Annotated in this window: 18 protein-coding genes; 5 read left to right on the top strand and 13 right to left on the bottom strand. The window is 56.9% G+C overall.

The annotated features are described in order from the left end of the window. Nucleotides 1-124: 124 nt before the first annotated feature. The 12 genes from WC811_RS14470 to WC811_RS14415 all read right to left on the bottom strand — a co-directional run bounded on the left by WC811_RS14470 (nucleotide 125) and on the right by WC811_RS14415 (nucleotide 10414). Nucleotides 125-2149, bottom strand: coding sequence for a ParB/RepB/Spo0J family partition protein (locus WC811_RS14470; RefSeq protein ID WP_372645842.1), 2025 nt, complete (start codon nucleotides 2147-2149; stop codon nucleotides 125-127). 60 nt (nucleotides 2150-2209) lie between these two features. Next, nucleotides 2210-2614, bottom strand: coding sequence for a DUF2958 domain-containing protein (locus WC811_RS14465; RefSeq protein ID WP_372645840.1), 405 nt, complete (start codon nucleotides 2612-2614; stop codon nucleotides 2210-2212). A 21-nt stretch (nucleotides 2615-2635) separates the two neighbouring features. Continuing rightward, nucleotides 2636-3172, bottom strand: coding sequence for a GcrA family cell cycle regulator (locus WC811_RS14460; protein ID WP_372645838.1), 537 nt, complete (start codon nucleotides 3170-3172; stop codon nucleotides 2636-2638). 79 nt (nucleotides 3173-3251) lie between these two features. Beyond that, nucleotides 3252-3449, bottom strand: a complete 198-nt coding sequence (locus WC811_RS14455) for a hypothetical protein (protein WP_372645836.1) — start codon at nucleotides 3447-3449, stop codon at nucleotides 3252-3254. Nucleotides 3450-3475: 26 nt separating this feature from the next. Then, the gene (locus WC811_RS14450; RefSeq protein WP_372645834.1) at nucleotides 3476-3910 is read right to left on the bottom strand and encodes a hypothetical protein; all 435 of its coding nucleotides are present in this window, start codon (nucleotides 3908-3910) and stop codon (nucleotides 3476-3478) included. Beyond that, nucleotides 3907-4374, bottom strand: a complete 468-nt coding sequence (locus WC811_RS14445) for a hypothetical protein (protein ID WP_372645832.1) — start codon at nucleotides 4372-4374, stop codon at nucleotides 3907-3909. Before WC811_RS14445 ends, WC811_RS14450 begins: the two co-directional genes overlap by 4 nt. A 130-nt stretch (nucleotides 4375-4504) precedes the next feature. Then, nucleotides 4505-5431 (bottom strand): DUF2493 domain-containing protein, encoded by a 927-nt coding sequence (locus WC811_RS14440; RefSeq protein WP_372645830.1) that lies wholly within the window; start codon nucleotides 5429-5431, stop codon nucleotides 4505-4507. Between the two features lie 523 nt (nucleotides 5432-5954). Beyond that, nucleotides 5955-6968, bottom strand: coding sequence for a toprim domain-containing protein (locus tag WC811_RS14435; protein WP_372645826.1), 1014 nt, complete (start codon nucleotides 6966-6968; stop codon nucleotides 5955-5957). A 123-nt stretch (nucleotides 6969-7091) separates the two neighbouring features. Continuing rightward, entirely contained in the window at nucleotides 7092-7988 is an 897-nt protein-coding gene (locus WC811_RS14430) for an ArdC family protein (protein ID WP_372645824.1), read from the bottom strand. 206 nt (nucleotides 7989-8194) lie between these two features. Further along, nucleotides 8195-8593 (bottom strand): hypothetical protein, encoded by a 399-nt coding sequence (locus WC811_RS14425; protein ID WP_372645820.1) that lies wholly within the window; start codon nucleotides 8591-8593, stop codon nucleotides 8195-8197. 1 nt (nucleotide 8594) lies between these two features. Further along, nucleotides 8595-8987: a hypothetical protein gene (locus WC811_RS14420; RefSeq protein ID WP_372645818.1), complete on the bottom strand. Its 393-nt coding sequence runs from the start codon at nucleotides 8985-8987 to the stop codon at nucleotides 8595-8597. A gap of 269 nt (nucleotides 8988-9256) precedes the next feature. Further along, nucleotides 9257-10414, bottom strand: a complete 1158-nt coding sequence (locus tag WC811_RS14415) for a hypothetical protein (RefSeq protein WP_372645816.1) — start codon at nucleotides 10412-10414, stop codon at nucleotides 9257-9259. A gap of 533 nt (nucleotides 10415-10947) precedes the next feature. Between WC811_RS14415 and WC811_RS14410 the strand changes: the two genes are divergently transcribed. From WC811_RS14410 to WC811_RS14395, 4 genes are all read left to right on the top strand, one after another. After that, nucleotides 10948-12513: a type IV secretory system conjugative DNA transfer family protein gene (locus WC811_RS14410; protein WP_372645814.1), complete on the top strand. Its 1566-nt coding sequence runs from the start codon at nucleotides 10948-10950 to the stop codon at nucleotides 12511-12513. Continuing rightward, nucleotides 12513-13151: a hypothetical protein gene (locus tag WC811_RS14405; protein ID WP_372645812.1), complete on the top strand. Its 639-nt coding sequence runs from the start codon at nucleotides 12513-12515 to the stop codon at nucleotides 13149-13151. Before WC811_RS14410 ends, WC811_RS14405 begins: the two co-directional genes overlap by 1 nt. An 870-nt stretch (nucleotides 13152-14021) precedes the next feature. Further along, the gene (locus tag WC811_RS14400) at nucleotides 14022-15131 is read left to right on the top strand and encodes a replication initiator protein A (RefSeq protein WP_372645810.1); all 1110 of its coding nucleotides are present in this window, start codon (nucleotides 14022-14024) and stop codon (nucleotides 15129-15131) included. Between the two features lie 951 nt (nucleotides 15132-16082). Then, nucleotides 16083-16367: a hypothetical protein gene (locus WC811_RS14395; RefSeq protein WP_372645807.1), complete on the top strand. Its 285-nt coding sequence runs from the start codon at nucleotides 16083-16085 to the stop codon at nucleotides 16365-16367. 38 nt (nucleotides 16368-16405) lie between these two features. Here WC811_RS14395 and WC811_RS14390 read toward each other — a convergent pair whose 3' ends face one another. Continuing rightward, nucleotides 16406-17119 (bottom strand): ParA family protein, encoded by a 714-nt coding sequence (locus WC811_RS14390; RefSeq protein WP_372646729.1) that lies wholly within the window; start codon nucleotides 17117-17119, stop codon nucleotides 16406-16408. A gap of 202 nt (nucleotides 17120-17321) precedes the next feature. On the opposite strand from WC811_RS14390, the gene WC811_RS14385 reads away from it, so the two are divergent. Further along, on the top strand, nucleotides 17322-17705 hold the full coding sequence (locus WC811_RS14385) for a dsDNA nuclease domain-containing protein (protein WP_372645805.1): 384 nt from the start codon (nucleotides 17322-17324) through the stop codon (nucleotides 17703-17705). The last annotated feature ends 112 nt before the right edge of the window (nucleotides 17706-17817 follow it).

Here is a 17817-nt window from a genome sequence, read left to right as displayed (position 1 = left end):
GAAACACAACCTGCGGCATTGCTGGTTGCTGAGCCGAATGCGTTGGTCCTCTTTTGTCATCGATAAAAAAAGCAGGGACGCTTCGGAACGCGCCCCTGCTGATGGTCGAATTGTCGTGTCGACGTTACTCGGCGGCTTCGGCTAGGTGGTCGTCGCCGGTAAGGAACGCCGGCAGCTGGGCAGCTTCGCTGGCGGATACCGCTGCACTGGATGAGGGACGCAACGGCAGCGGCAACCAACCCGATCCTTGCAGCAGGCGCGCCGCTTCGCTCGCCATGGTGGGTTTCTTCAAATCCATGATCAGATGCACGGCGTGCTCGTCTTTGGCTTCGCGCACGGCGTCGATGATCTGGGCTTTGGTGATGCGGCCGAAATAATTCTCGACCGTAGGCGTAAAGCCTTCCTGCACCATGTCGAGACCCAGAACAGTGGCGAGCTGATTGGCGTGCCGAATTTCATCGTCGCGATGGTTGTGCGGTTCCCGGACGGCATTGAGTGTCAGGCTGACGCAGTGCGCGAACAGCGCCTGCTGTTCGCCAAATGAGAGCTCACCAAGCATGGTCCAGAGCGCATCGGGATTGTCCGGAATGCGTGGGACCCATGTTTGATGGCGGGCTGCGATGGCTTTCGCTGAAGGCGTTTCGTCGAGGCCAGGTGCTTGCGCCGGGAAGCCTTCGTTTGAGGTGATCTGCAGACAGCTTCGTTCGCCATAGAAGTCGAAGTGCGATAGGCAGAAGGTATGCAGCACGGCGCGGAAGGCGATGTGAAAATCCTGCGCGACGCGGTCCCGGAGGGCAAGCGTGCGATAGGAGGTGAGATCCTGCACGAGGCGTTCTGAAAGTCCGCCGGTTTCGACTTCTGGAACCGTTCCGCTGTCGTTGTCGACATCATCGCCAAGATTGTCGCTGTCTTCGTCGCCGGAGGCGAGGTCGGCGGCGACACGATCTTCGGCACGGACATATCCATAGTCGACGTTGAGGCTGCCGTCATTGGCGAGATCGATGAAGACGCCGCCACGGGCCATATCTTTCTTCTTGAAAACCGGTGTTGGCCTGCTGTGACGGTCGATTTCGTCCTTCAGTTCATCGAGGCGACGGGAGGTGTCGTCGGTTTCTTCGTCTTCGCTGTCCATAAGACGATCATATTCGTCCGAAAGCCCATCGAGCTGTTTCTGTTCGTCGCGGGTCAGCGAATTTTTGGTCGGTGTCAGGCGTGTCATACCCTGTTTGTCGGCATAGGGAATGTCGACGGCGGCTTCGGCCCATTTCCAGCCTTGGGCGATATAATCTTGGCGCGAGGCCTCAAGCTTTTCGCTGACCAGACGGGTCAGCAATTCGGGGGCTTGCAAGTAGGCCGCTTCATGCTCGCGTGCGGTGAAGAGATCGCGGATGACAGGACCGCCGGATGCTATGTAGGCGTCCAGACCGATAAAGAGGACGCGGGGATCGTCGGCACGGACCGTTTTTTCGGTCAAAGCTTGACGAATGTTGTAGGCTGAAGGGTGGATTTGGTTCTTCTGAATGGCCGTCCAAATGGTGTTCTGCCGCTTGTGATCATCGGTGATGCAGAAGGCCATGAGTTGATCGAGTGTCAGTTCGTCTTCGGCGTAGGCTTTGAGCAGCACCGAGCTGGCGGAGGCGAGTTTCAGACGTTGGCGAACCACGGCGGGGGTAACGTGATAGGCGGCGGCGATATCTTCATCCGGCATGCCGTCGGTTTTCATCTTGGCGAAGGCGCGATATTCGTCGAGCGGATGCAGGGCTTCCCGGTCGGTATTTTCCGCAAGGCTGTCGTCCGTGGCGTTGCCGGTGGTCTTGATAATGCAAGGGGTGTTGGCATCGGCGGCGAGGCGCTTCTGCTTGACGAGGAGCTGCAGCGCGGTCCAGCGGCGTTCGCCTGCGGTTACGTCGTAGTTGCCGGTCTCGGCGCCGTTGTCATCGAGGATCGGTCGGACTGACAAGCTTTGCAGCAGCGAGCGGCGCAAGATGCTTTCGGCGAGTTGCTCGATGGTGACGCCCTTTTTGATGCGGCGGACATTCTCGTTGCTGACGAACAGCCGGTTCAACGGAATGTTGGTCGCTTCGGTCAATGTGATGACGGACGGCGCGGGTTTTGCGCATTCGGATTTGGCGGTTTTACGCTTGGTCATGGGAGGCTCCGGGTAATGACGGCGCGGTGGGAAGCCTCTCTCCCCTCCTGACGCGGTCACTCACGCTCTCCCCGCCTCGTCCTCGCCCTTCTTTGCCGATGGTTTGACGTGGTCGACGATGTGGCCGGCAGCATCTGCAGCTTCGATATAGGCCGAGATGGGAGCGGTGGCTTGCCAATGCCTGTCGCGTTCCAAGGGTAAGCCGAAGCGGCCGCCCACGGTTCGCAGCTCGCTAATGCGCACGGTGCCGAATTCGGGACAGCCAAATCCGAGATCGCAAAGACCCCAGGCGATGTCTGTGTCGTCGGGATCGATTTCGGTGAGCAGCCAAGTCCCCGCGCCGGTCGGATTGAAGATTTTGACGACCGGTTGGAGATCGAGTTCGGCGTCTGTGCCTTTGACAGCTGCTTGACGGCGGCCGTTGTCGGCGAGTTGTTGCAATTGTTCTTTGGTGATGAGGATCATGGGGCGTGCTCCGGAAGGGGTTTAAGCGGTTGCGGATTGGAAGGCCGGTTGTGGAATTGTCGTGACCGGTGGCGGTGTCGCGAGAGGTGCCGGTCTTGGTTTGGTTCGCGAGCGTTTAAAGGTGTCGCGAGTCGCGAGCGCGAAATGATGCGGACAGTAGGCATGGACGAGATCGTTGGCTCGGCCGCAGAAATGAAATTCCGGCTGCTTCGGATCGCCGATCGGCCAGCGGCAATGAGACGGTTGGAGATCGGCAATGGTGGGATGCTGGTCGGGCGCAGCTGCGAGCGGCGGCAGGTCAGTCACGTGTCGAACGCGAGGTCTTAATACGACTTGCATCGGCTTTCTCACGCGGCGGTCTGGCGTTCGTGCCGGGGTCGATCGTTTGTGTACATGACCACGGCTTACGGTAGCGCGTCCGGCGAGGCCAAGGCGGTGGACTTTACCGATGACGGCGTTGCGTGTGACGTTGCCGAGCTGGCCAGCGATCTGCGAAGCGGGGAGGCCTTGAGCCCAGAGTGCCTTGAGGGTGTCGACGCGTTGATTGGTCCAGCACATGAGGATGTCCTTTCTGTTGAAATGAAAACGGCCCGCCGTGGTGGCGAGCCGTTGAGATTGATGATGGGTCGGAGCGTTTTCAGTTGATCGATACGTAATGGACGACGTGATGTTCGCCGGATTTGCCTTTGCGCCGTCGCGTCAAGAATGCGCTCAGTTGGCGGCCGGCGACGCGCGCCGAGATCATCGCAAAATGGAAATCCGTTTCGCAGACGCGTCGGCTGTCGACGTAAAAGCGAGACGGTCGGTGGTTGTAGGTATGAATGATCAATTCCATGACATATCCATGTGGTTGGGGTGTGGTTAGCCGTAGACGACGACTTTGAACGTCACGAGCTGAAGGAAGATGCCGCCGGTGACCGTGTCGTCGCGTTCCTTGAAAAAATCGGCGAGGTGCCGGGCATAATCCCGGTGCGCCATGCGTTTGAAGGCTTCGGCGAAGTCGTCGTGCGTGACGCGATGACGGCGGATCGTTGAACGAGTGCTTCCGAGTGCCGGATCATCAAGGATCTCGTGCACTTCGATCAGGAATTGATCGTCGTAGAGGAGCGGATTGGCGTACCACGGTGACGGGCCCGTCAGTTCCTCGGCCGTGTTGATCGGGCATTGGTTGATGCGGGCGGCTTTAAACACGATGCCCGCGCACCAAACGCGCGTCATCGGGTTGTTGTCGATCGCGCCTTTCATGAGGTCGGCGATGCGCTGCGAGGGGATGATGATGGGAAGGGTGACTTTCATGCTGCCACCCCCGCCGGCGAAATGGCGACGACATCCTCGAGGATAACGTTGGAATAGCGATGGTCTCTGAGCCAGGCTTCGGCGGCGACGTGCGAGGATGCAACGTGCAGGAGTTCAGGTTCGCCGCCCCATTGATGCAGGACGCGAACGCTGCCGACGGCGGGGGTCTCGACGATGGCAAATTTCTTGGCTCCGCCGAGCATAAATGTCGTGTTGTACGACACGACGATTGTGCCGTTGCTGCCGTGGTTGCCGATGTGGAGTGTGAAGGTATCGCGGTAGGCGGGATTGGCGGATTTGGTTTTTCGCGTCAGACGGCCACTGCCGTTCTGGGATTGCCAGGCGTTGAGTTTCTTATGGAAACGTTCGGGTGGCTTCGGAGTGCCGTCGCTGAAGGCGATGATGGCACCGAGCGGGGCGATGTCGACGATCTCCTGATCGGTCAGGGGATGGGTGATGGTCATGGCGGCTCCGGAGGTTTGAGGTTCGCACGCGCAATCGGCGTGTTCGCCCCCTCCCCCACCCTCCTCGCACTCGAACCTTTGTGAAGGATACGACCGGCGGTAACACCGGCCGTATTCTGCGCAGCCGGGGTCAGCCCGCCGGCGGCTTGCGGCAATCGACCAGGCGGATGCCGAATTTCTTGGTCTTGTCGGCGAGATTGTTGGTGATGCCGGAACCGGGAAAGACGATGGCGGCTTTCGGTACGAGCTCGAGCATGCGGTCGTTGCGGATGAACGGAGCGGCTTTGCCGTCTCGGGTCCAATCCGGCTTGAACGCGATCTGCGTGACGTTGCGATTGTCGGCCCAGCAGGCCGCGATTCGTTCGCCGCCACGCGGCGTACCGCCATGGACGAGGACCATGTCGGGATGTTTGGCGAGAGCCTTGTCGAGTATACCCCATATGGCCTGATGATCGTTGCACTCGACACCGGCGGCGAAGAGGATCTTGGTGCCGGTCGGGATCAACACGTCGCGTTCGGCGGATCGTTTCGCGGCGATGAAATCGCGGCTGTCGATCATGGCGGCCGTCAGGTTGCGGTGATTGACGAGTGAGCCGGTGCGCGGGCGCCAGGCGGATCCGGTGTGGGATTCGAAATGCTCGCCCGCACGGTCACGCAGGAATTCGTAGACGTTGCGGCGTTCGATCAGCGTGTGACCCTCGCTGATCAGTCGTTCGAGATCAGTCGAGCGGACCTCGGAACCGTCCTGTTCAGCCTGGCAGTCCTTCTGCCGCGTTTCGTTGGCGTCGAGCTGGCGTTGCACGCGGGCCGCTTTGCGATGGAAGAGATCGGTCAGCGACCAAAGCAGATCGGGAAGATCGGGTTCAAGGCGCGTATCGCTGAGCGGTTCGGCAAGCGAGTCGAAAAGCCCAGCGATCAATGTGTCGAGGGTTTCGGTTTCAGGCAGAGGGCGGGGATCGGGTTCGTCCTGGCCCGGGTGATAACCGTAGAGCTCGAGCTGCTCGATGACGACGGCGGTGTTGCTGCGGGTGCGGGAAATTTTTGGGACGATAGACATAAGAACCTCCGGAATAAGAACGGACAAGCGCCGCGACCACCGCGGGCCTTTCCATCCCTTCCGCGCCCGGACCTCTGGCGCCGAACGGCAAGCTAAAAATGCGAAACGACCTTCGCATTTTTCGCTTGCGTTCCCCGAGGGCGCGCCTCAGCGCGCGGCGCGGCCGGGCGTACACTTATGGAAAGCCCGCCCGTCGCGGTGGTTGTGTTTGAAGCCGGGGCTGGTCTGTCGTGGCGAACCTTGTCTCATCACACGGTAAATACGGCGGCAGTCGATGCCGAACCGCGCGTGGCCATCCTCGCGTCGACCTATTCACAACGCAAATCGGCAAAGATCGGCCCAGCCGGACTTCCGCGTGCCCGGTTAGATTTCAGCCGTCTCTGTCTCGCAACTTTGTTCAACATCCGACGACCCGCCGCCTTTGAATGGCGGGACGTTTGCTCGGTTTGCAAAGTCAGGATTTTCCTGGACCGTGTTTTCAGCGGGGTTGTAGGTCATGTGTTTCGCTGGACGCCCTAGGACCTTACGCGGCGAAGCGCTGCCGATCTTCGTCGGTAAGTTGCGATAAAATATGTGATCGGACGCGGCTATAGTCCAAGTGGCGAAGATCGTCGTTCCAATCTTTTAGCTCGGAGCAAAGACGCAAGCACTCTATGCCGGCATCCGATGCGCGCTTCTCAAGTCGCGTCGCCGCCATGTCACCGGCGGCGTCATTATCTGCGGCGATGTAGATGCGTTTCAGACCGGGCGGAAGTCTGAACAGAAAAAGTTGCGAGGTCGATAGCGCTGCAACTGCGGGAAGACGCGGCATCAGTGCCACGGTCGAAAGAGTTGTTTCAAGCCCTTCGGCAATGACCACGACGTCGTCGACTTTACCGAGGCGGACGCCGTTGCCGTAGAGATTGCCCATGGCGCGGCGCGGTTCGTTGAAGGGTGCCTTGCCGGATCCGTCGAGGGCGAGGTAGGTGCGATGCACGCCAGAGATGCGGCCATCAAGATCAGTGACGGCGGCGATCAAGGCCGGCCATAATTGAAGTTGCGCCTTGTCATCGTCGCGAAAATAGCACCGCGGATGGTAGCGGACTGCGGCCGGAGAAATCGACATGGTGACGCCGCGAGATTGTAGATAGCGCTGGCCGAGTGTTCCTTGAATGGGGCGCGATGCGCGAAAAAGCCGGCGTGGCGCTTGCTCGGATCGTGTCTCACGTGGCTGCAACGGAACTGGCCGGTAAGGTGCCTGAAGGAATTCAAATGCCTCGCGCAGTGTTTCGCGAAGGTGTTGGTGGCCTTTTTGCAGCGCGATGACGTCGAGCAGATCGCCGAACTCACCCGTGGCCGTATCCGTCCATTTACCGGCGGCTCCAGGCCCGGATTCCTCTCCATAGAGGCGGACGAACAGACTTTGCCCCGGCGTGTTGTGAACATCGCCAATATGCCAATAGCGGCCCCGGCGCTTTCCGCGGCTTAGATAATATCGACAAAAGGCTTCCGCGTTGGCGGCAAGCTGGCGGGCGACGTCGGCGGCTGTGTTGGGCATCGAGGGTCTTTCTTAGAACAAGAGATGTGTCTCCGAAATGTGTTTGGTTTGGGAAACGAACGCTGCACGCGCGCTCGTAAACGAGTTGTCGATCCTTTCATCAGATAAGGACAGCCGCGTGGCTTATTCAGCGGCCAACAGGCCCGGTTGTTTCTGCAGTGACTTGAGATAGGTGACGGCTTCGGCCGCTTTTGCTGCAGCGTGAAAGAGCGCCCGTTTGTCGTTCTTCAGAACGTGAAGCCAGTTGGCAAGGTAGTGCGCGTGATCGGGACGCGCAGCCTGCGTGATTTGCAGTTCGGCGCAAAGAAACGATGCACCGAGTTCAGCGACGAGTTCCTCGAAGGCATAGGCGTCGTCGCCGAAGCGTTTGCCGAATTGTCGGTTGAGGCGCGTTAATGCGCCGGACCAATGAATACCTTCGTGCAATTCCACTGCATAGAAGGCTTGGCTACGCGTCATCGTGTCGGTGCCCGTGAACAGATGTTCTTCAGGCATGACGATCTCATCCGTTGAGGGGCGATAATAGGCGCGATCGCCCGATATGCGGATGGTGGCGCCGGTGTTGGCGATGAACGTCTCGACGGCGGCAATGCGATCTATGGGATTGAGCTTATCCGTGGGTGCCGGCACTTCGAAGCCGTCGACTTGAGCTGCGTTGAAGACGTGGCTGGCGCGCGCAACGCGGCGCTTGCCGTTGTCATCGGTGTCGTCTGGATTAGGGTTGGTTTCATATTCTTTATAGAAAATGACGAGCGAAGCTTTTTCGCCGCGCCGTACGTGCGCGCCAGCGGCTGCCCATTGGCGGTATGTGGCCCAGAGGGGGGTGGTGAAGCCATGCTGTTCGCCCGCCATCCAAAGGCTCAGGATGTTGATGCCGTTGTAGGGTTGATGGGTGGTGGCGTTGGCGGGAATGGTGAGTGGAATTCCCGATCGGCGCCAGGGCAGCTGCGGATTTTGCGGGTCGGCTTCCATCAGGGCGACGAGCTTGTCGGTGATCTCGGCGTAAAGATCGTTTGGCATGGTAAGGCTCCGAAAAAAGGAACTGGACGAAGCGCTCGCTCTTTTTCAGAGGCGCTCAGCCGTCGCTCCCCTCCTCGCCCTCATTCGCGTTCATCGAAACGAATGGGCAGCAGACAACAGGTGCCATGGTCGATTGGGAAATGCTGGTGGGAAAAGTGCCGGCGTCTAACCCGAAGACGCCATGTGGACGGTGCGAAAACGGTGCACTACGATGGCAACGGACCACTCGCCTGCAGCGCTTTCAGATTTCGTTTGTGATTCAAATGATCGTTTGCGATCAGGACCAGCAGAGGAATGTTGTCGAGGAGCTCGATCGGCAGTTCGAGCCGTGGTGTGGGACTTCGGTCACCGCGACGCTCGCTGAAGTAGATCTTGATTTCCCATCCGGCAAAGGCGTCTTGGCCGACGGAAACATAAAGCTCGTCGTGGGTGAGAAAGATCAGGCCCGAGCTGTCATCGTAGCCTTTGATGGAACGAAGATCATAGTCTTGATCCTTGAACCCAAGCGCAGTCGCAAATTGAGTCAGACGTTGCTTCACTTCGCTGTGGTAACGCGCTTTGTATTCGAGGTCGGTACGGTCTTTGATAGGGTAGCGCCACTCCACCCTACGACTCTCGCGTTAGCGCAAACGTTACCGGACGCATTTCGCCGGTGAACCGGCGGAGAGTGATTGCTCCGTGGATCTTGCTTGCGAGGTTGGGAATATCATCGAGGAAATCTAAGCGCATGAGCGCCACAGGGCGACCGTGATGGTCTCTTCGCGAACGGCAGGTGTGAAACGCCAGGACGCCCACGTCTGGGTAGAGGGCGAGGTAATAGTTGTCGTGGTGCAGGTAAATATGGTCGGAGCCTTTGCTCGGCTTCGTGTACAGATCGTAGTCCTGCATAGTCCAACCGATGCAGGCCGCCAGCCGAGCGAAGCGTTTGCGCACTTCGTTTTGAAACGTCCTGGCACTAAGTGGATTGTAATGGGTGTCGATGGGTTGCCGCCAATTCATGTAAAGCTCCTCCGTTTGAATTCGATCTATTGTCCCGCTCTCTTGGTTGCGGCGGAACGCCCCTCCCCTTCGCGATATCTAGCTCGCTGAATTGCGCCATTGTAAAACAGGCGGGCCGTTCAGAACTGCGCTGAGGTTTTGATCAGTATACAGATTATCTTGGAAAATGGGAAGGACAGCGTTGTTTTCACCAACCTCGAATAGGCTACCTTTTTTCGGTAACGCATTTCGACGCGACGGCGTCCAATAATGGGTTGTGATGGAAAGTTCTAACGTCCTCGGCCCCCGCCGCCTCGCCCAGTGTCTTTGCCAGCATCTTTGCGCATGGAGGCAAGTAGGGCTTCATCGACTTTCGATAGTTTCTCAGAACCGCGTTCTTTGTCGGATTTGTCTCGGCCGTCGAGTTGGTTTTTTGCTTCCGGCGATGCCGAGGCCTTTTCGGCATCGGTGAGCCCTTGCCCGTTGCTGGCAGCTTCACGAACTTTGGATTTTGCGTCTTGGTTTTGCCGTTCGACGAGCTTCTGGGGATTAACGTCCTCGCGCGCGGCGGCAAGGTCCGCATGGATAAGTAAGGCAAGTTTGTTGGCCTGTTGGCTGTCTTGTTGGCAGCGGGCCGATTCGGCTGGATCTATGAGTTCAAGTCGGACCGCGTAGTAACCGGCAGTGACGTGGACTTGTTCGGCGAGACGCAAATGCTCGGCCGGGTCATACTGCCTTTCATTAAGGTTGGCCTCTTGCTGGGCTTTGCCGTCGGTGTTGCGCGATACGCCGTGTTTAACGTCGAGTTCGTCTTGTTTTTTGGCCTGGGCGTCGTCGGTATAGATGTCGTAGCGATGCGCCAGCTGATCATAGTGGGCCATCATCGTATCGAGCGCTTCTGGCGTCAGTTTTTGGCGAATTTCCTGATCGCCTTTCGCGGCATCGATGTGTAGTTCCGATTGCGTGATGGCCGCTGGCTTATGCTCGGGTTCTGCGATCGCTTGGGTGTGGGTTGGTTTAGCCTGTTCAGGCTGACCGAGTTGCCTCAGCTCGTCATAGCGGCCAGGCATCGGCTGCTCGTGGTCCGGGTAAAGGATGAGGTTGCCGAAATCGTTGTCCTGGGGCGTATGTCGATCGTTTCGTGTGCCGGTTGGTTCGGCTTCGGGCAATGTTTGGTTTTTTGTAGACTGTTGAACCTCCGAGTGTGCTTGGACGGCGATCTGCTCGCGTGGCGGCTGCGGTAGTTCAGCGTCGGGTGACTTTTTGTTGGCCATCTCGTCTTCTGCAGCATGCGGGATGAATTGGTCCATCGTTCCGCTATTGGGGGGCCGCGAAGGTTCATCATTCCTATAGGCGTCGTTGTTGCGCCGTTGTTTCCCTTCCTCTTGAATTCGCTCTTGCTCCTGTTTCTTGATGTGCCCAAGCTGGATTTCTTCCAGCGCAGGCATGTGGTTTTTAAGCAGCTCGTCGGCGATGGCATGTTGGAAGCGGCTCGGTGCCGGTTTGTCCTCGTAGACGACGTAAATTGCGTGATCGAACGTTTGGCGTTGTCGGTCGGTCAATTGTTCAAGTTTGGCGGCGAGCTTTTCGTCGTGTGGTTGATCGCTGTCTTGGCCAATCTCTCGTCCCATCGTTGCCGCTCCATGCGCGCGCTTGTGGTAGCCGGTTCACTTTACTTACTATCGACGGCGTCTGTGTATCGGAAGGTTTGGGAATTTTGTTAGAGGGTCTTGCGGTAGCGCCGAGTTTGCCGTGATATGGGAATGGGTGCAGTCGCGTTGTGTCATTCATCTTTGCAGAATGTGGCAGGCCACAACTTTCATATCCACTTCCGGCGCTTTGCGGGGAAGCAAGCGTTTCGGATCCTCCAAATTTATTTGCGCAGTGTTTGCGCCGTGAAACCGCGGCGGACTTGCGATGCATTCACGGACGAACGTTGACGTGGCGCAGCGAGGGACCGCGGAGAGCCGCGGGTTGAAATATGACAGAAATCGTTTCACTGCAAAAGTTCGGCACACCTGGGTTTGAAGCGGAATTGCGGGCCGAGATACCGAGGGGTTACATGGCTCCGCCAGCCAACAGTGCACTTGAGCGGGCCGTGTCATCCTGGTGGCTGTCGCCCGATGAAATGCGCGACGGTGTGTGGGAGCCTGACGGCGGCGTGACACTCGGGTATCGCGGTGGACGGTTGATCGGTTGCGCGGACAATCGGCATTTGCTGACAATTGCGGGCTCTCGAGCGGGCAAAGGTGTGTCGCTCATCATACCCAATCTTATCCATTACAAGGGTTCGGCGGTGGTGGTCGACCCTAAGGGGGAGAACGCGGCCCGCACGGCGAGGCGCCGCGGCACCGGTCCAAGCAGCGGTGCCGAAGGTTTGAACCAGAAGGTGTATGTGCTCGATCCGTTTGGTGAAAGCGGTCTGCCGACGCATAGTTTCAATCCGTTGCAGGGTCTGGATCCAAATTCAGAGCTGTTGATTGAAGACATCGCGATGTTTGCCGATGCGCTCATTATGCATCCTGAAAAGGGCGAGCGGCATTGGACGGAATCGGCGCAGGCGCTGCTGCGCGCTCTGATCCTGATCGTGGTCACGGATCCACGTTTTGCGGACCGGAAGAACTTGGTGACCGTGCGCAAGCTTTTGATGTTGACCGATCCGGCGGTGACCACGGAGGCGGAAGCACATGAACTAACCGCTCAGGGCGGCCTGATGCGGATTCTTCTCAGTCAGGACCATACACGGTACAGCTACATCCCGAAGGGCGTTGCGCATCAGCTGGAGGCGATGGGTGACAATGAGCGAGGCTCGGTTCTGTCGTCGGCCCGCACACAAACGCAATGGCTTGAAAGTCCGGTGATGGAGCGGATGTTGACGGAGGCCAATTTCGATATTGGCGATCTGAAGCGCACCAATATGACAATTTATCTCTGTCTTCCCGCGTCACGAATGGCGACGCATACGCGCTGGCTGCGTTTGATGATCCTTCTGGCGCTCAATGTCATGGAGCGTGACAAGCACGATGCCGAGTTCCCGGTCTTGTTCGTTTTAGATGAATTTCCGACACTCGGTTACATGGAGGCAATTGAAACGGCGGCGGGATTGATGGCCGGATACGGCGTCAAGCTTTGGCCGATCGTGCAAAATCTCGGACAGCTACAGCGTCATTATAGGTCATCGTGGCAGACCTTCGTTGCCAACGCCGGCGTGGTGACGGCTTTCAGCGTCAGCGACAAAGAAACGCTTGATGTTCTTTCCGGGTATCTTGGTCAGACGATGATTCAGGAACGCGGCGTGCGCCCGCAGGCTGGCACCGAAATTTCGAGTGGTCAGCGCCGATCCGAGGATGAACGCCGGCCGGTACCCCTGCTCGCGCATCATGAACTCCGACTGCTGTTCCGACGCAGCAAGGGTCGGTTGCTGGTGTTTAATGTTGAAGAGAATCCGGCAGTGGTCGAACGCTTTCGTTATCACTCGGATCTGTTGTTCAAGGATGAGACCGGACGACTACTTTATGACCCCGATCCAAAATATGGATCGCGCTGATGATTGAAAGCCTGACGATTACTTATGACCCCGCCGGTTTTCCGATTGTGAGGTGGGTCGAAAAAAGGGGTGCGCATTCCCCGGAAGCATTCGGCGAAGCCCGGGTCGAGTGTCGGATAAAACGAGACGGAGACCGGAAACTTTATTTTGTCGCGACGGGGACGAAGCGGCGCGGCGGTTATGTCGAGGCCAAGCCGTTCCAGAGTTTGGCTGGCTTCAAACAGGATCTTGCCGAAAGGCTTTTCAAGTCGCAGGCAGAGTTGGCGTTAATGCAGAGATTGAAGTCAAAAATGAAGCTAGCCGGGGACCTGTTGGATGATGGGGCGAGGGTTATCCTTGCTGATTTTCTGGGCGATCACCCAATTTATATCAACTGCGCCGAAGCCTCCCCGGTTGAGATCAATCATCTGGTTCTTGAATTGGATAAGGCGTTCGCCAAAGCGCGCAAGCTCGCAGACGATAACTGTGATCATCAGTATTGCTGGCCGCTCAACAAGGGCGAGGTCGAAGATTTTGTGCCGCCGGAGTCATCGCATGTGCAGCATAACGCTCTACCGACCGCATTTGCTGATGGGTTTATGGTCCTCGTGATTATCGCGGGTGGAATCTGGCTATTTCATTATCTGGGTTTGTTTTGAAACGATGTGGAGTTGAGCGAGTGTCGATGGTTCATAGTGAACCTCTTCGGTGTTTCGCCGACCATTTCAAACCAACGCATTGGTCTATAACAATACAGATCGCGATGGCAGACGATGAAATGTTTCAGTTTCGCTGAGCTCGGATTGATCAGCTAGTGATTCCTACCTGTAATGTTGAGGTGCCGATTCGGTGTTTCGCCGACCACTCGGTGTTTCGCCGACGATTTGCGTGTAAGCCTTTGATTTGAATTATGTTGGTGTTCGGTCACTTCGGTGTTTCGCCGACTCTGGGGCGATGGCAACCAAGGGGGATCGTCAGGGCCTCTTCGTTGTTTCGCCGACCCAATGGGTATAAATCATTGATATATCAGGATTCAATTGGCGCGCATAAGGCCTAGGGCTTTTTGGTTTTCGGATTCGGTGTTTCGCCAACCAATTTCCGATAACATATTTATTTTACTGAAATATTTTCGTTGAGCGGCACTTTTGGAACCTCTCCTCGGTGTTTCGCCGACCGTAGTGAGAACAGGCTATTCGGTGTTTCGCCGACCGGCGTTGGGTATCGCCGACTGAAATACGGTGTTTCGCCGACCTTATATTCGGTGTTTCACCGACGAAAATTCGGTGTTTCACCGACCGAAACGAAAAAATCGTCGCGTCGCGTCAATACCTTATCAAGGGATTCGGTCGCTTAACTTGTTTAACTTGAGTCTAACTTATTTAACTCAGGGAGTTTTTGAATAAAAAAATGAAAAGGAAAAAAACACGGAGCCGGATAGCGACCATTTGGAATAACAGAAATCGTTGGCGGATCAATCCGTGCAACGAATCGCTTGCGATGTGAATGGATGATTTCTAATCTTCGTGGATATGCGCAATCGACTTCTTCTTCCTGATCGCCACCCGGTTGGTGATTTCTTCGTCCTCGACAATCTTTTTGACGTGTCGCTCAAATCCGACGTTTCGCTTTTGCGCTCCGATGTCGCGTCGCTCGAACATCCGATCTTCAAGCTGTCATCGCGCAAGGGCGACAAGGAGAAGCTCGAGCGGTATGAGCATGGGGATTACTATATCGAGTTACGCGCCGGTCCCGAAGGTTTCGCGACGATTTTCGATAAGGATATCTGGTATTACGCGATCTCGAATTTGATCCGACGTCAGAACAACATGGAGGCGATTGGGCAGACCATTCGTATCATGGTCCACGATCTCATGAAGTTCACCAACCGGGATCCAAGCGGCGATGGCTATGATCGGCTTGAGGCTGCGGTTGATCGGTTGGCGGGCACCCGCGTCAAAACAAACATTCCGACGGGAGGTGTCGTGGATGAGGTGACCAATTTCGGTTTGATTGAAAGCTATAAATATCCGCGCCGGAAAAACGGCGCAAAGCGCTCTGATTATTTGGAATTGGTTTTGCCCAAGTGGCTCCTCAACGCCATCGAGGGCAAAGATGTTTTGACGATGAACATGAAGTATTTCAACATTCGCAAGGCCATCCATCGCCAGATTTATGAAATTGTCTGCAAACATTGCGGTTATCAGGAGAACTGGAAGATCGGTCTTGAGCTGCTCAAAAAGAAATGCGGCTCGTCGCAGGCCAACAAGCATTTTATTTCCTACATTCGCGAGCTCGAAGGCAACGACGTTCTGCCTGACTACGAGGTGACGCTGGAACGAAACAACATGGTGCTTTTCACCAAGCGGCCAACGAAGTCGGCAAAAAAAGATGCCACCTCCCCTGCCCTCGCTTCCGGCCCTTCGCCGCAGCCGGTGAAGGCGACGACGTCCGGTGAGAGAAAGATCTTGATTTCTTCTGATGCCATTGAGCGAGCCAAGGTTTGGGCGCCACGTTGGGACATCGGTGCCATCGAACAGCAATACATTGCGCGCGCGCATAACCTCGAAACCGCATTCGATGAGGATGCGCGTTTCGTTGCCTGGGTGAAAAGTGTCTACAAGGGCAATACGCCGCCCTGATGCAAAGTCTGCCGGGCGCACGTGGCTGCGACGTTCTCCGGTCGTGTCGAGTGATGACGGCCGAAGCTCTGTTTCTGGCGCAATCGTAACTTAAAATTCCGTTTAAGTGTCAAGTCGAAGCGGCTTTGTCCATGCACTCGTTGTTTGACGGTGGGCGCAGGCGGGCTTGACGCTGAGCTGGTCCGGATGGCCGCCGGCAAAGGCCGCCTTTTCCAAACTCATGGAGGTGGATGGCTACCCTCTCCAGACGAACGCGAAGTAGCACGATAGCGCAGCAGCATGATGGTGTTGTGGCCTGCTATTTCGCGAGAGTCTGACAGTGCCGTGAATGTGGCGTGATGGCAACGTGGCGCGATAGTTTCGTGGTTTGGTGGTTGAGAGGCGAGGCAACGAGAGAACCTGTTGGGGTATCGTCTGCGAGTTGACGTGAAAGCTATCATGCCATCGCGCTACTGTGCCATCGAGCTATCCTGCCAGCCCGCTATCGTACAACGCCGGTATCGTGCCATGGCGCTATTGTAGTGGTAGGCTAGCGCTGTAGCGCTGTAGCCTGCCATGTCGCCGAATTGATGGCCGGTTCGAGGGATGAAACTCGTTTCTAAATGATGTGCCAACCCGGAGGCATCGCATGCCTCGGATCTGGAGCGGTCAAGGCGTAGGGTCACCTGATCGCGCAATAGCAGGGTAGCAGCATAGTGGCCTAGCAATGTAGCATGGTAGCAACGTAGCGTACTCGCAGAACTCCCCATACCTGAAATTTGACCTGACATGAGCACGGCATGCCGTCGGCTAGGGTGGTGGCGACCACTCACAAATAACGCACCACAGGTCAAATTACCCGTCGTTGCGTCGATTTTAAAGCGAGAGGAAATCAGTCCGAGCTGGCGCGGATGATGGAGTGGCCAAACGAGGTAGCAGAGTAGCTAACTACAGTGATGGCTTGATAGCAGGATGGCGGCGATGACGGCGTGGCATTCACGTGAGGAGATCAAGTTTGCGGGCAAGTTCTTCGACGGCGAGTTCGATTGTGCGATTCATCTTCCATCCATTGCGGCCATGCTTGGCTCTGAAATGCTGCGTGATTTTATCAATCAGTTCGAAGTGACGGTTGGTGATGGGTGTATTGAGCGAGCGTGGCCGTTCGACGGAGTGCGTGCCGGCGTGGCGTCGTTTGCCGATCTCGAGTGCGGGTTTGCCCTCTTGTGGAACGATAAGTGGTGGCAATGGACGATTTGATTTACGGGCGGCGAGACGTGCGGCGGGTGTTTCCTCCATTAGGCAGCTCCTTGTAGATAGTGGGCAGGGGGGCGGATATCGGTTCGGGTGGTCGCGTAATCAAAAGCTTCAATCAACGCATCGATAGCCCGCCGGGCCTGTACGCGAACACTCACCGGCTGGGCTTCGGTGATGGCGAGGTGGCGGGCCAAGGCATTGCGATAGGAGGGCCGCTCGGGGATATGCTGACTGATGATGTTGATGGGCCCAACATTGGCGCTATGTAGCCAATTGATGTAGTCGGCCGCTTCCGCGTCAGAGCCCGTGCGAGCCAGTATCACGGCGAGGCGCTCTGGTTGGATGCCGGCAGCGATCATTTGATGAAGGGTGGACAGTGTCAGTATTGCGTCTTTCGCGCCGGGCGGTTGTGGCAGAATCGTAAAATCGGCGCCGGCGGCGAGCAAGAAGGATGCTTGCGTCGCGCGTGACGGGCAATCGAGCAGGGCGATGTCGATATCCGCCCGGTTGATGCCATCGAGGCCTTCCTGGGCTGTGCGAGGCGTCAGGACTTCGAGTTGCGGACGATCGGGGTGCCTGGCGCGGCGTTCCTCGAGCCAGGTGGCGATGGAGGCGCCGCGGTCGCGGTGTTCGCTATCAAAATCGACGGCGAGGACTTTGAGACCTGCGGCAGCAAGCGTGATGCCCATGGCGGTGGCAATGGTTGTCTTCATGACATTGCCGGTCTGCGAGACGAACGCAATAGTTTGGGGCATGGGCCGAATCACTCCGTACACGTTGCAATGTTGCTACCGTACTACCGCGGTTGCTGAGTTCAATACGAATTTTGTAAACAATATTTTTGGATCTTAATTATTTCTTCACGTGGAGCGCGAGGCGCAGGCCAAGCGGTGGTGTGACGGTCGGCAGTGTTAGACTTTCCGTCATGCGAATCACGGTGTCGGAGAAGGCGCGTAAATGAACAACCTGAAGAGAGATCCTGATTTTGGCGCGCCTCATGATCCGGCGCAGGTCATCCGCATCGAGGCGGTCCATAGAGGTTTTCTTTACCAGCACCTTTATGGCGTCGCCTGCCTTTTGACGTGCGTGCGCGAGGACGGAACGACGATGCTCGTTGAGCGTGACGAGGACATCGAAGTGATTGGGTCTTTGGTCCGCACTTACGTACAGATCAAGACGAGGCAGAAGCCGCTTCAGTTCGGTGATATCGAAAGTGCGCTGAAGCGGTTCGAAGAGCTGCGGAAACTGCATCAAAGCGGGGAGCGGTTCGGCGAAGCGAAGCTCGTCATCGTTATTAACGTCGAAACCGGTCCGGGCTTGCGGAAGAGCACGCGCTTGTAGCGCGGATCGACGCCGTCGAACCTTGGATTGCCCTGGCAACCGCAGCCGCTGGACTGGCAGGATGCTGCTGGTTCGTTCGACGTCATCAGACCACATGCTCCGGCGCCAACTT

Origin of the sequence: Hyphomicrobium sp., from assembly GCF_041659645.1 — a bacterium.
In the GTDB taxonomy this organism is placed as follows: Bacteria; Pseudomonadota; Alphaproteobacteria; order Rhizobiales; family Hyphomicrobiaceae; genus Hyphomicrobium_B.
Note: the sequence above shows the minus strand (reverse complement) of the source record. Positions and strands in the feature narration are given on the sequence as shown.